The following is a 12,225-nucleotide window of genomic DNA, read 5'->3' as shown; positions in this document are numbered from 1 at the left end:
TGCGGGAGACCTTTCTTGTCCCAAGTTTGCGCCAGCGCAAATTGTTCCCAGCCGCATCTGGCTAGATGGCGTGGAACGGCGCAATGCCGCGAACACGAACAAAGGACAAATCGATGAAACTCTCCATCCTCGCCGCCGCAATCTCCATCCTTGCGCTCGCTAGCGGCGCAAGCGCCGAAGAGCATGTGGTGCAAATGCTCAACAAGGGCGAAAAGGGCGCAATGGTTTTCCAGCCGGCCTTCGTCAAGGCAGCTCCTGGCGACACCGTGAAGTTCGTGCCGACCGACAAGACGCATGATGCCGAGTCGATCAAGGGCATGATTCCGGACGGCGCCGAGCCTTTCAAGGGAAAGCCCAGTGAGGAAATAACCGTCACGCTGACGAAGGAGGGCGTCTACGGTGTCAAATGCGCGCCCCACTACGGAATGGGCATGGTCGCGCTGATCGTTGTCGGCAAGCCGGTCAACCTCGATACCGCCAAGGCGGTCAAGCATCCTGGCAAGGCAAAAACGGTGTTCGCCGACCTGTTCACCCAGGTTCCGGCCAACTGAGGCATACAGTCTGCCTGCCATAGGCGAGGCGGGCGCGGGCCGGACGAACCGAGAGCGGCGGTTCATCCGGCCCTGTTCATTTGGAGACGCAGATCATGGGAATTCCACGCCTGCGGGCCTACACTGGGCCCGCATTTCTTTCCTACGGATTCAGGCCCTTCTTTTTCCTCGGGTCGCTGTATGCCGCGCTCTCCATTCTGCTTTGGCTGCCGATGTATGCCGGCGAACTCGATGCCCACAGTGCGTTCGCTGCCGTCGACTGGCACATTCACGAGATGCTGTTCGGCTATCTGCCGGCGATCGTTACCGGGTTCTTGCTGACCGCCATCCCGAACTGGACCGGCCGGCTGCCCGTGCAAGGCTTGCCGCTGCTGGCGCTGGTGGTCCTGTGGCTTGCTGGGCGTGCGGCTGTTTTCTTCTCGGCCGATATTGGCTGGGAAGCAGCGGCCGTGATCGATGGCTGCTTTCTGCTTGCTGTCGCTGCCGCGGCGGCCCGCGAGATCGTCGCGGGACGGAACTGGCGCAATCTCAAGGTGCTGTTGCCGCTTGCCGTCCTGGCGTGCGCCAACGGCATGTTCCATATCGAGGCGCACCTTCAAGGCACATCCGACATCAGCCGCAGGCTCGGTATGGCCGCGGCGATCGTGCTCATCTCGCTGATCGGTGGGCGCCTCATTCCGAGCTTCACGCGCAACTGGCTCGTTCGCGAAAATCCTGGCAGGCTGCCCGCGCCGTTCGGCCGTTTTGACATCGTATCGATAGCCATCTCTGCTATCGCGCTGGGAGCATGGACGTTCGCCCCCGACAACCACGCCTCGGGAATGCTTATGGCGGTCGCTGCAATCTGCCAGGCGTGGCGTCTGTCGCGCTGGGCTGGCGAACGCACGTTGCGGGATCCGCTCGTGCTCATCCTCCATCTTGCATATGCCTTCGTGCCGGTCGGCCTCGGCCTTATATCGGCTTCGATCCTTTTTCCTTCCGCCGTGCCAGCTGCTGCGGGGCTCCACGCGCTCGGAACGGGTGCGGTCGGAGCCATGACGCTCGCCGTGATGACCCGCGCAACGCTCGGACACACAGGAAGAACGCTCAAGGCTGGGAACGGCGCCTCGTTCATCTTCGTGGCCATCCTGCTCGCGGGAACATTGAGAATCCTGGCCGCTTTCTTCCCCTCAGGCGCGGTGATCGATATGGCCGGCGCCGCATGGGTGGCTGCATTCGCCGGCTTCCTGCTGATCCACGGAACCGCATTGACGACACCCAAGGCACGGTGAGGCGAGGGGCGGCGGGCGGGCTCGCGACGGTCGAGAAGACGTGGCCCGCTATTCCTGCTTTTCAGACGATGCCAAGCCCACCAAGGATCCGGCTTGCCCATCCCGAATGGTCACGGACCAATCTGAATCCCAGATTGTCGGGAGGCGTGCCGACGGCACAGCCTCCGCTTTTCCCGTCACTGACGAAGTTTGACATGTAGGCTCTGTGAAGCCCCTCAAGGACGTGGACGCCGCAATTGTCGACCGAACTTGCAACGCTTCCATCCACGGCCAACGTGGTGCGGACATAGCAGGTCGAAGTCCACTCCCAGACGTTGCCGGAAAAGTCGGCGAGGCCTTGGGAGTTCACACCAAAAGAGCCACGGCTCCTGGGCAATGGGTCTGGTTTGCGGTTGAGGTCCACCTCGGCCTTGTAGCTGGTGAGCCATCGTCTGGCGGGGTTGCTGGCGTCGTTTTCGACACCCTCGAATTCCCCTGCGAACCGCTCTGCCGCGGCAAACGCCCACTCCTCATCGGACGGCAGCCGCCAGTCGTCGCCTGTCACTTCCGAATACCATTGGGCGTAGGCATTGGCGTCGAGATAGCTCACTCCGGTAACGGGAGCATTGCTCGGGATCGCGCGCGTCTCCTGTGCCGGCTGACAGCCGCCAGCCGACACGCAGTCCGCATAGTCCGACACGCTGACCTGATAGGTCATGATTTCGATGGGTTCGTGGAACTGTCGCCTGAGCCGGAGATTTGCTTGCGGGCGTCCGTTCCTCAAGAACTCGCCCGGCAGGGGATAGGTGATCGGACCGGGCACCAAGGTGACTGTCATGGCGGCAGGGTGGGGCTCGCGATGTCCGTTCCGGCCGATGGCGGTCAAGCCCATTGGAACCGTTGCGGCCGCCATGGCAACCGAGAAAACTTTGAGGATGAAAGGAGACATTGCTTTTGTCCATGCCCGGACAGCGACGCTATCCGGGCAGATTGGAGTGCCGTCAGTTGGTGGCGACGGGTTTAGGCGGCTCGACCTGCGTCATCAGGTCGTCATCCCACTCGCCCTCGACCATGAAGTGAGCGGTCGCTCCGAGTTCCACAGCCTCGATCAGATTGTGATTGACGTAGGCGTAGACACCCGGCTGCAGGAACGTATAGAGCGCCGAGCCAGCCGAGCCGCCGCGGATGAACCAGGTTTCCAGATCCTTGGCCGGCGGATTGGCGAATTTGCCCTGCTCCCAGACATAATCGCCGTGCCCGCCGATCAGATGCGGCCGCGTATCGCGGTTGGCCTGCGAATGGACGATCAACACGGTCTCGCCGACTTTCGCCTTCATGGCGTTGTCGCCGGTCAAGGATCCAACCTTGCCGTTGAACACGACATGCGTGGGGATCAGCCCACGCATCACCTTGACGATGTCGTCGTAACCGTCACCGGCCGATTCGTAGCTCTTGAAGTTGCCCTTGTCGTCTCGCGGAATATAGAAGTCGTTCTCGCCGATGTAGAAGATCTTGTCGTATTTGACCGGCTCGCCCTTGTCGTTCCTGAGCCCATCGCGCGGCAGGACCATGATGGCGCCGCTCATGCCGGAGACGACATGCCAAGGGATCATCGCGCCACCAGGCGCGCAGTGATAGACGAACGTTCCCGTTCGCGTCGCCTTGAAGCGCAAGGTCACCTGTTCGCCGGGATTGATCAAGGTGAGGGCGCCGCCGCCCAGCGCACCGGTCGAAGCGTGGAAGTCGATGTTGTGGGCGAGGGAGTTGGTATCGGGATTGATGAGCGTCAGCTCGAGATAGTCGTCCTGATGCACGACCATGAGCGGACCGGGGATCGAGCCATTGTAGGTCATCGCGTTGAGCTTTGTACCATCGGCATCAATGATCATTGGCTTTTCCTCGATCGTCATGGTGAACTCGACGATCTTCGGTCCACCCTTGGCGACTTGATCGTGCGGATGCACGAAAGGTGGTGCCACGAGCTTGATCTTCTCTCGGGCGAGCCCTCGAATATCTGCCTTTGTCACAGTTGCCGAAAATGCCGGCAGTGCTGCCACGGCGGCAGCGCCAATCGCTGCACCGAACAGAGCTTCGCGTCGCGTGATCATTTCAGTCTCCTGTCTCTCAACCGTTGTGGATGAGGAGAACCTAGATGACCTGACGCAGCGTTTCTTTGCGCTGCCGCAAATTGATGGAGTTAATTTTGGGAATGTTAGAGCCTCGAACACATCGATCCAGCGCGTCATAGTCAAGGCGGAGAATGTCGTGGTCCGGTTATTTTGCCAGCGCTTGGCTAGCGGCCGAGCTTATCTTCCCGATCGATAAGGACCCGCTCGGCGGCGCCGTCCAGATCTTCGTACTGGCCACTCTTCAAAGCCCACAGGAAGCCCCCCAGGCCAAGCGCACCAAGGAAGAGGGCCACAGGTATGAGGTAGGCAAGGGTTGTCATGAGGATTGGGCCAATTTGGTGATGTTGGAACGCCTGTCGCGCCGCACATTTTTCGCCGGTGAATTTGGCATGGAAGTCTGCAATCTTAGCGCGTTCCCAATGACAAGGAGCGATGAGGCGGACATGGCGATCGCCGCTATCAATGGCGTGACGTGCCCCAGGATGGCGATCGGCACGGCGACGGCATTGTAGACGATCGCAATCGCGATGTTCTGGCGGATCAGATTTCCCGCCTTGCGCGAGACGTCCAGCGCGAGCGGCACTGCCAGAAGGCTTTCGCGCAGGAATACGAAGTCGGCCGCATTGCGGCCAATGTCGGCGGCGGTGGCCGGTGCGATCGAGACATGCGCCGCGCTCAGTGCGGGCGTGTCGTTCAGGCCGTCGCCAACCATCAGAACCTTGTGTCCGTCTTTCGTCATGGTCTCGACGCGCTCGACCTTGCCGGACGGCAGCAGGCACGGAACGAAGTCGTCGACACCCAGCATTTCTGCAACTTCGCCGCAGGCGCCGGCTGTATCGCCCGATAGCATTTCCACCGACACTCCGGCGTCGTTCAATTGCTCGATCGCCGCCCTGGCGCCCGCACGCAGCGCATCCTCAAAATCGAACGTGGCGACAATGAACCCATCCTTTGTCAGGACCGTTCCGCCATAGCCATGTTTGCCTTCGCCACCGGTCCGAGCCTTCCATCCAGCCCATCCGCGTCGGCCCAGCCGCCAGGTGCTTCCGGCATCAGTGGCCTCGATTCCAAATCCCGGGTGCTCGTTGACGGCATCGAATTTGTGTTGCCTGCCAAGAGCGGCAAAGCCGGCTATGGCCTTTGAAAATGGGTGGCGGGAATGCGCGGCCATGTCTGCGGCGATTGCCAGCATGCCCGGATCGATCGACGCCGCATTGACCAGCCGGGGCTGCCCGAGCGTTAGCGTTCCGGTCTTGTCGAACACCGCTGTGTCAATTGTCGCCAGGCGCTCCATGGCCGAACCATCCTTGACCATGATGCCGTTCTCGAACAGGCGCCGCGCCGCGACCACCTGAACGATCGGCACGGCAAGGCCGAGCGCGCATGGGCATGTGATGATGAGAACGGCAATGGCTATTGTGATCGCCCGGTGCCAGTCGCCGGTCGCCGCCATCCAGCCAAGGAATGTCGCTAAAGCGGTTAGATGAACCACTGGAGCATAGAGCGCTGAAACGCGATCGGCGATCCGGCGATAGTGCGCGCGACCGCCCTCCGCGGCCTCCATCAGGCGAACCATTTCCGCCAGGAACGAATCTTTCGCGGCAGCTGTCGCCTCGATCGTCAGCGAGCCGGTAAGATTGAGTACACCGGCCTGCACGGTTTCACCAGGCGCCACGTTTCTGGGCGTGCTCTCGCCGGAGACCAGCGAGTAGTCCAGATCCGTCGCCCCATGAATGATCTTGCCGTCGACGGGAATCCTTTCGCCGGCTGCGACGAGCAGCTGCATTCCCGGTTCGATCTCGCCAACCGGCAGATAGTCGCGCGCGCCGTCGCCGCGCAGCACCATGGCGCCACGTGCGGCCAGCTGTGAGAGCCCTTTTATGGCGGTCCGCGCACGCTCTCGCATCACGTGGTCGAGCGTGCGGCCGATCAGCAGGAAGAACAGCAGCGATACCGACGCGTCGAAATAGGCGTGGTCGCCATGGTTGATCGTCTCGTAGAGGCTCATGGCGTAGGCCAGAGAAACGCCAACTGCGATCGGCACGTCCATGTTCATGCGACCGTGGCGCAGCGCGTTCCAAGCCGAGCGGAAGAAGATGCCGCCGGCGAAGGCGAGGGCAGGAATGGCGATCAGCGCCGAGACCCAATGAAACAGGTCGCGGGTCGCGCCTTCAGCGCCGGACCAGACCGAGACCGAAAGCAGCATGATGTTGCCCGCCGCAAAGCCGGAGACAGCGACGGCGCGGATCAACTCTGAAAGCGTCTTGTCCTTGTTGCCGACCTCCGGGTCGAACAGATGAGCCTCGTAGCCCAGTCGCCCCAAAACAGCGACGAACGGTGGAACCTGGTCGCCTCGCCACCTGACCGCGACCCGTTTCGTCGACAGGTTGACGCGAGCACCCTCGACGTTGTCGAGCTTTGCCAGCGCTGTCTCGATCGCTTGGATGCAGGCCGCACAATGAACCGTCGGCACTGAAAGGTCGGTCTGGCGAAGATCATCGCCAAGCGATCGGCTTGCCAGCCTGATCTCCTGGCTAGACGGTAGGACCGAAGTGGTGCTGACGAGATCCAGCGCCATTTCAGCGCCCGGTGCACAACAACTCATTGCAGTGATCCATTGGAAATCATGATCCTGCGGACGTCGCGGTAGGGTTCATCCAGACCGGCATCGGCGTCGACTTCGATAATCCAGACGCCATCCTTCGGCATGTGCTGCGCGGCGAATTCCTCGCCGGAGGCGTGGGCGAGCGTGACGGACTTGTCCTCTTTCTCGTATGCGGGATGTCGAAACAGCACCTTGACGCCATGCAGGGGAACCGGCTTGCCGGCGGCATCGGTGAGGCCATAGCGGACCTCGCCCCATGCGATGGTCAGCTTGCCGGTCCAGCCAAGTGCTGCCTGCGCGCGACCCTCCTCGGCCTTCTTGTTGAATTGCTGGCTAGCCACATAGGTGTTTTCGACGACAAGGCCGGTCCAGCTCGTGTTGGCGAGCGTGGCCATGGTCAGATTGACCGCGATGACCACGCCGAAGAAGGCAAGGATGGTGAACAGCATGTGCCTGCCTGTGAATTCGCGGGTTTTTTGAGTTCTGGCGCTCATCTGGCAGTCTCCGGCGCGTTGAAGGTGGCGGTGTATTCGTCCGCCTCGAAGCTCGACTTGTCCTCGACACGGAACGTGAAGGTTTGCGCTGCGCCATGGATTTGGTCGGCCGGCTGGCGCACGAAGACCTTCAGCATTTTCAGGCGATCGGGCTCGACCGGGATGGCGAAGGAGCGGCCCGCCTTTACGTCGTCCCCGACCACGCTCATTTCGCCCCCTTGCAAGCCTTGCATCGTGACAACAATGGTCCTTGGCTCGGGGATCATGTTGAGCAGCTTGACGGTGTAGCCGTTGCGGATCGAGCCGTCGGACAGGGTGACGAATTGCGGGTTGCGGTCATGCAGCACGTTGACTTCGAGCCGATCGCGCGTCAGCAGCGAATAGAGCAGACCCAGGCCGATCAACGACCACATACCCATGTAGACGTAAGTGCGTGGCCGGAAGATCTTGCGAATATGGAAATGCGCCACCTTGTCGGAAAACAGGCCATCAGCGGTCCTGACCAGCGACGGGTTGACTGAACTGGAGCCGCCCGCGGTCGCCAGCATCATGTTGGCGTTGTAATCGGAGAGCGTCGCGTAGGAAATCAGTCCACGCTCCCTGCCGAGCTTGTCCATGACGCCGTCGCAGGCGTCGATGCAAAGCGCGCAGGTGATGCATTCGAGTTGCTGGCCATCGCGAATGTCGATCCCCATCGGGCAGACCGCGACACAGGCATTGCAGTCGACGCAATCGCCGACGGACTGCCCTGCAGCTTGCACCTTCTTCGCATGACGCGAACGCGGTTCGCCGCGCCAGTCATTATAGGTGACGGTGAGCGAACTTTCGTCGAGCATCGCTGCCTGGATGCGCGGCCATGGGCACATATAGGTGCAGACCTGCTCGCGCATCAGCCCGCCAAACGTATAGGTCGTCGCCGTCAGCACGGCGACAGTGATGTAGGCGACGGGTGCCGCGGTGCCGGTGAAGAGTTCGCCAATCAGCGTCGGCGCATCGGCAAAATAGAAGACCCAAGCGCCGCCGGTCGCAGCCCCTATGACCAGCCAGATGGCGTGCTTCGATACCCGCAGCGCAAGCTTGCGGGCGGTCCAGGGGCCGGCATCGAGTTTCATGCGTGCGTTGCGATCACCCTCGATGGCGCGCTCGACGACCAGAAACAAATCGACCCATACGGTCTGCGGACATGTATAGCCGCACCAAGCCCGGCCAACTGTCGACGTGATCAGGAAAAGACCGACGCCGGCCATGATCAAAAGGCCGGCCACATAATAGAATTCCTGCGGCCAGATCTCGATGAAGAAGAAGTAGAAGCGCCGGTTGACGAGATCGAGCAGCACGGCCTGGTCCGGGGCAAACGGGCCACGGTCCCATCGCAACCACGGGATCAGGTAGTAGATGCCGAGTGTGATCGCCATCACCAGCCACTTGAACCGGCGAAAGCTTCCCGTTGTCCGTTTCGGGAATATCTTCTTGCGCGCGGCATACATCGGCTGGCGCACTTTGGCGGAGTTGACCGCTTCGGCTTCGAGCCGCTCTACCTGCGTATTGTCCAGCACATGCATCTCCACTCGCGCAGGCGACAATCTGCCCATGCCTAGGCTGTCAGCGTGGGCAAGTCTTGCCGCGGGGCGGGGGCTGGCGCGTTGATGCAAGTCAATCGCCGGTGCCGAATACAGGTCGAGGCCCGGCATGGCCGGGCCTCGTCGCTTGGCTGGCGAAGGGCCGGGAACAGGTCCCCGCTTCCTATTCCCCACCACCAAGCGAATGGATGTAGACGGCGAGTTCCTTGACCTTGGTCTCGCCCAGGCGTGCGCCCCAGGCCGGCATGACGCCCTGTTTCGGCGCACGGACCTGCGCGGCGATGGCTGCTTCGCCGGATCCATAGAGCCAGATCGCATCGGTCAGATCTGGGGCGCCGAGCTCCTTGTTGCCTTTTGCGTTGGCACCGTGACAGGCGACGCAATTCTCGGCAAAGACCTTGGCGCCAGGCTCGATGAGGCCGGCATTCTGGACCTTTCCCGACAGGCTGGCGACGTAGGCGCTCACCTGAGCGATCTGGTCGGCGGTGATGATGTCGCCAAAGGCGGGCATTTCCGACAAGCGCGTATCCGGATCGGAGGCGAAGCGGATGCCATGCGTGATCGTCTGCTGGATCTGCTCGGCTTTGCCGCCCCAAAGCCAGTCGTCGTCATTGAGGTTGGGAAAGCCCTTGGAACCCTGGGCGCCGGAGCCATGGCATTGGACGCAATTGACCTTGAAAGCGGCGCCACCGGCGGCGATTGCGAATTCGCGCAAGCCATCGTCCGCGGCGATCTCCGAGACGCTCTTGGACTCGACCGCCGAGATATATTTGCCCTTGGCGGCTTCAGCCGCAGTCAACTCGTTCCTGACTTCGTTGCGGCTGGAATAGCCGAGCACACCTTTTGTTGCCGAGTGCAGCAGCGGCCATGCCGGATAGGCGATGGTGTAGCCGATCGCCCAGACAATGGTGATGTAAAACGTGATGACCCACCAGCGCGGAAGCGGGTTGTTCAGCTCCCGGATGCCATCCCATTCGTGGCCGGTGGTCGAGATGCCAGAGATTTCATCGAGATGCTCGTCGCTCATGATCACTCGTCCTCAAGGGGAATCCGGGCAGCTTCATCGGCCAGCTTGCGGCTGCCGGGGCGGAGCGCGAATGCAATTGCGGCGACAAAGAAAAGGGCCATGGCGACCAGACCCCAGCTGTCCGCGAATTCTCGCATCAGATTGTAATCCATGGATAAAACTCCTCAGCGGAAACCGGCGGCTTCGTCGTAGTTCTTGAAATCGACCAGCGTCCCGAGCATCTGCAGATAGGCGACGAGGGCATCCATCTCGGTGACCTGTTGCGGGTTGCCGTCGAAGTCGCCGATCTTGGCTTTGGGGTAGCGGGCTTCGAGGCCGGATGTGTCGGCGTTGGGGTCGGCCTGCGCCATCAAATCAGCATTTGCGTGCGCGATCATGTCGTCGTCGTAGGGGACACTGACACGCCGGTTGGCGACCAGATGCGTCGAGAAATCCTTCACCTCGATCGGCGCGTCTTTCAGGAAGGCATAGCTCGGCATGATCGATTCCGGCACCACGGAACGTGGATCGGAAAGATGCGCGACGTGCCATGCATTCGAATAGCGGTCACCTACTCGGGCGAGGTCCGGCCCGGTGCGCTTCGATCCCCACTGGAAAGGATGATCGTACATCGACTCGGCAGCCAGACTGTAGTGGCCGTAGCGCTCGACTTCGTCGCGGAACGGCCTGATCATCTGGCTGTGGCAGAGGTAGCAGCCCTCGCGCACATAGATATTGCGCCCGACAAGTTCGAGCGGCGAATAGGGCCGCATGCCTTCCACCTTCTCGATCGTGTTGTCGAGATAGAAGAGCGGTGCGATCTCGACGATGCCGCCGACGGTCACCACAAGGAGGGAGCCGACGAGAAGAAGCGTAGCGTTCTTCTCGATCAGTGCGTGTCTGTCCATCAAGCCCATTTTCTGGCTCCTTATTCGGCAGGCTGAAGGGCGGGAACGGAGCCCGGCATCGGCTCCTCCTCGCGCTGGTATCCGAGGATGGTCATGGCTATGTTCCAGGCCATGATCAGGGCGCCCGAGAGATACATGGCTCCGCCGATGGCGCGCATGACATAGTAGGGGTGCATGGCGGCGACGGTTTCGGCGAAGGAATAGACCAGGAAGCCCTGCTCGTCGTATTCTCGCCACATCAGGCCCTGCATGACGCCGGACACCCACATGACGGCGGCGTAGACGACGATGCCGAGTGTCGCCAGCCAGAAGTGCCAGGTGACGAGCCTCAGCGAGTAGAGCCGTTCACGGTTCCAGAGCTTCGGCACCATGAAGTAGATTGCGCCGAACGAGATCATGCCGACCCAGCCGAGTGCGCCGGAGTGCACGTGGCCAATGGTCCAATCAGTATAATGCGACAGCGAATTGACCGCCTTGATCGACATCATCGGACCTTCGAAGGTCGACATGCCGTAGAAGGCGATGGCCATAACCATCATGCGGATGATGGGATCTGTGCGGAGCTTGTCCCAGGCGCCGGACAGCGTCATCAGGCCGTTGATCATGCCGCCCCATGACGGCATCCACAGCATGATCGAGAACACCATGCCGAGCGTCTGTGCCCAATCGGGCAGGGCGGTGTAGTGCAGGTGATGCGGCCCGGCCCAGATGTAGAGAAAGATGATCGCCCAGAAATGGATGATCGACAGCCGATAGGAGTAGACTGGCCGGTTCGCCTGCTTGGGCACGAAGTAATACATCATGCCGAGGAAGCCGGCGGTCAGGAAGAAGCCGACGGCGTTGTGGCCATACCACCATTGCGTCAGGGCGTCCTGGACCCCGGAAAAGGCGGAGTAACTCTTGGAGCCCAGGAACGAGGCCGGCATCGACAGGTTGTTGATCACATGCAGCATCGCGATGGTCACGATGAAGGAGAGATAAAACCAGTTGGCGACGTAGATGTGCGGTTCCTTGCGTTTGAAGATCGTGCCCAGGAACAGGATCAGATAGGCGACCCAGACGATGGTCAGCCAGATGTCCACATACCATTCGGGTTCGGCGTATTCCCGGCTCTCGGTGATGCCGAGCAGATAGCCGGTCGCGGCCATGACGATGAAAAGCTGGTAACCCCAGAACACGAACCAGGCGAGATCGCCGCCGAACAGCCGCGCGCGGCAGGTGCGTTGCACGACGTATAGTGACGTGCAAAGCAATGCGTTGCCGCCGAAAGCGAAGACGACGCCCGACGTATGTAGTGGCCGCAAACGGCCGAAGTTGAACCAGGGCTGGATGTTGAGATCGGGGTAGGCGAGCTGCAAGGCGATGACCACGCCGACCAGCATACCGACGACACCCCAGAACATGGTGGCGATGGCGCCGTAGCGGATTGGACCATCCATGTAAGCGGATGGGTCGATCGGAGCGGCAGCTTCGAAGCTCGTGTTGCGGATGAGGATGCCGACAAAACCGAGCAACACAAAAAACAGCACCCACATGTGCTGTCGAAATGGCTCGTCCATGCCGAAGCCCGCAGCCACCAGGGCCGCAAATGTGAAAAGGCTCAAAGCGACGATTTCTGTGCCGAACTTCATGAGATATCCCCGACCTCGGATTCCGATGCGCGGACGCCGATCCACGTGGGACACCAATTCAGCAGCCGCGT

Annotated in this window: 12 protein-coding genes; 2 read left to right on the top strand and 10 right to left on the bottom strand. The window is 61.2% G+C overall.

Features of this window, described 5'->3' with window-relative positions:
• The first annotated feature begins 113 nt into the window (after positions 1-113).
• Both ASD12_RS08090 and ASD12_RS08085 read left to right on the top strand, forming a co-directional pair.
• Positions 114-551: a pseudoazurin gene (locus tag ASD12_RS08090; protein ID WP_056583788.1), complete on the top strand. Its 438-nt coding sequence runs from the start codon at positions 114-116 to the stop codon at positions 549-551.
• Between the two features lie 95 nt (positions 552-646).
• On the top strand, positions 647-1,822 hold the full coding sequence (locus ASD12_RS08085) for an NnrS family protein (protein WP_056583782.1): 1,176 nt from the start codon (positions 647-649) through the stop codon (positions 1,820-1,822).
• Between the two features lie 61 nt (positions 1,823-1,883).
• Here ASD12_RS08085 and ASD12_RS08080 read toward each other — a convergent pair whose 3' ends face one another.
• The 10 genes from ASD12_RS08080 to ccoN form a co-directional block, all read right to left on the bottom strand.
• Positions 1,884-2,750: an SUMF1/EgtB/PvdO family nonheme iron enzyme gene (locus tag ASD12_RS08080; protein WP_056583779.1), complete on the bottom strand. Its 867-nt coding sequence runs from the start codon at positions 2,748-2,750 to the stop codon at positions 1,884-1,886.
• A gap of 52 nt (positions 2,751-2,802) precedes the next feature.
• Positions 2,803-3,909, bottom strand: coding sequence for a copper-containing nitrite reductase (nirK, locus tag ASD12_RS08075; protein WP_056583777.1), 1,107 nt, complete (start codon positions 3,907-3,909; stop codon positions 2,803-2,805).
• A 185-nt stretch (positions 3,910-4,094) separates the two neighbouring features.
• Positions 4,095-4,250, bottom strand: a complete 156-nt coding sequence (ccoS, locus tag ASD12_RS08070) for a cbb3-type cytochrome oxidase assembly protein CcoS (protein WP_056583776.1) — start codon at positions 4,248-4,250, stop codon at positions 4,095-4,097.
• Entirely contained in the window at positions 4,247-6,535 is a 2,289-nt protein-coding gene (locus ASD12_RS08065) for a cation-translocating P-type ATPase (RefSeq protein ID WP_056583775.1), read from the bottom strand. The genes ccoS and ASD12_RS08065 overlap by 4 nt, the downstream gene beginning before the upstream one ends.
• Positions 6,532-7,029, bottom strand: coding sequence for a FixH family protein (locus ASD12_RS08060; RefSeq protein WP_056583771.1), 498 nt, complete (start codon positions 7,027-7,029; stop codon positions 6,532-6,534). The genes ASD12_RS08065 and ASD12_RS08060 overlap by 4 nt, the downstream gene beginning before the upstream one ends.
• Positions 7,026-8,585, bottom strand: coding sequence for a cytochrome c oxidase accessory protein CcoG (gene ccoG, locus ASD12_RS08055; protein WP_056583925.1), 1,560 nt, complete (start codon positions 8,583-8,585; stop codon positions 7,026-7,028). The genes ASD12_RS08060 and ccoG overlap by 4 nt, the downstream gene beginning before the upstream one ends.
• A gap of 187 nt (positions 8,586-8,772) precedes the next feature.
• On the bottom strand, positions 8,773-9,636 hold the full coding sequence (gene ccoP / locus ASD12_RS08050; protein WP_056583768.1) for a cytochrome-c oxidase, cbb3-type subunit III: 864 nt from the start codon (positions 9,634-9,636) through the stop codon (positions 8,773-8,775).
• A gap of 2 nt (positions 9,637-9,638) precedes the next feature.
• Positions 9,639-9,788, bottom strand: coding sequence for a CcoQ/FixQ family Cbb3-type cytochrome c oxidase assembly chaperone (locus tag ASD12_RS08045; RefSeq protein ID WP_056583765.1), 150 nt, complete (start codon positions 9,786-9,788; stop codon positions 9,639-9,641).
• A 12-nt stretch (positions 9,789-9,800) separates the two neighbouring features.
• Positions 9,801-10,532 (bottom strand): cytochrome-c oxidase, cbb3-type subunit II, encoded by a 732-nt coding sequence (gene ccoO, locus ASD12_RS08040; protein ID WP_056583763.1) that lies wholly within the window; start codon positions 10,530-10,532, stop codon positions 9,801-9,803.
• Between the two features lie 11 nt (positions 10,533-10,543).
• On the bottom strand, positions 10,544-12,154 hold the full coding sequence (ccoN, locus tag ASD12_RS08035) for a cytochrome-c oxidase, cbb3-type subunit I (protein WP_056583922.1): 1,611 nt from the start codon (positions 12,152-12,154) through the stop codon (positions 10,544-10,546).
• Positions 12,155-12,225: the final 71 nt, after the last annotated feature.

Source organism: Mesorhizobium sp. Root102 (assembly GCF_001425625.1).
In the GTDB taxonomy this organism is placed as follows: domain Bacteria; phylum Pseudomonadota; class Alphaproteobacteria; order Rhizobiales; family Rhizobiaceae; genus Mesorhizobium.
The sequence above is the reverse complement of the archived record's forward strand: the minus strand, read 5'-3'. Positions and strand labels throughout refer to the sequence as shown.

Coding starts and splice junctions, on each gene's coding strand:
- ASD12_RS08090 (WP_056583788.1), top strand. CDS start 114: ATGAAACTCTCCATCCTCGCCGCCGCAATCTCCATCCTTGCGCTCGCT.
- ASD12_RS08085 (WP_056583782.1), top strand. CDS start 647: ATGGGAATTCCACGCCTGCGGGCCTACACTGGGCCCGCATTTCTTTCC.
- ASD12_RS08080 (WP_056583779.1), bottom strand. CDS start 2,750: ATGTCTCCTTTCATCCTCAAAGTTTTCTCGGTTGCCATGGCGGCCGCA.
- nirK (WP_056583777.1), bottom strand. CDS start 3,909: ATGATCACGCGACGCGAAGCTCTGTTCGGTGCAGCGATTGGCGCTGCC.
- ccoS (WP_056583776.1), bottom strand. CDS start 4,250: ATGACAACCCTTGCCTACCTCATACCTGTGGCCCTCTTCCTTGGTGCG.
- ASD12_RS08065 (WP_056583775.1), bottom strand. CDS start 6,535: ATGAGTTGTTGTGCACCGGGCGCTGAAATGGCGCTGGATCTCGTCAGC.
- ASD12_RS08060 (WP_056583771.1), bottom strand. CDS start 7,029: ATGAGCGCCAGAACTCAAAAAACCCGCGAATTCACAGGCAGGCACATG.
- ccoP (WP_056583768.1), bottom strand. CDS start 9,636: ATGAGCGACGAGCATCTCGATGAAATCTCTGGCATCTCGACCACCGGC.
- ASD12_RS08045 (WP_056583765.1), bottom strand. CDS start 9,788: ATGGATTACAATCTGATGCGAGAATTCGCGGACAGCTGGGGTCTGGTC.
- ccoO (WP_056583763.1), bottom strand. CDS start 10,532: ATGGGCTTGATGGACAGACACGCACTGATCGAGAAGAACGCTACGCTT.
- ccoN (WP_056583922.1), bottom strand. CDS start 12,154: ATGAAGTTCGGCACAGAAATCGTCGCTTTGAGCCTTTTCACATTTGCG.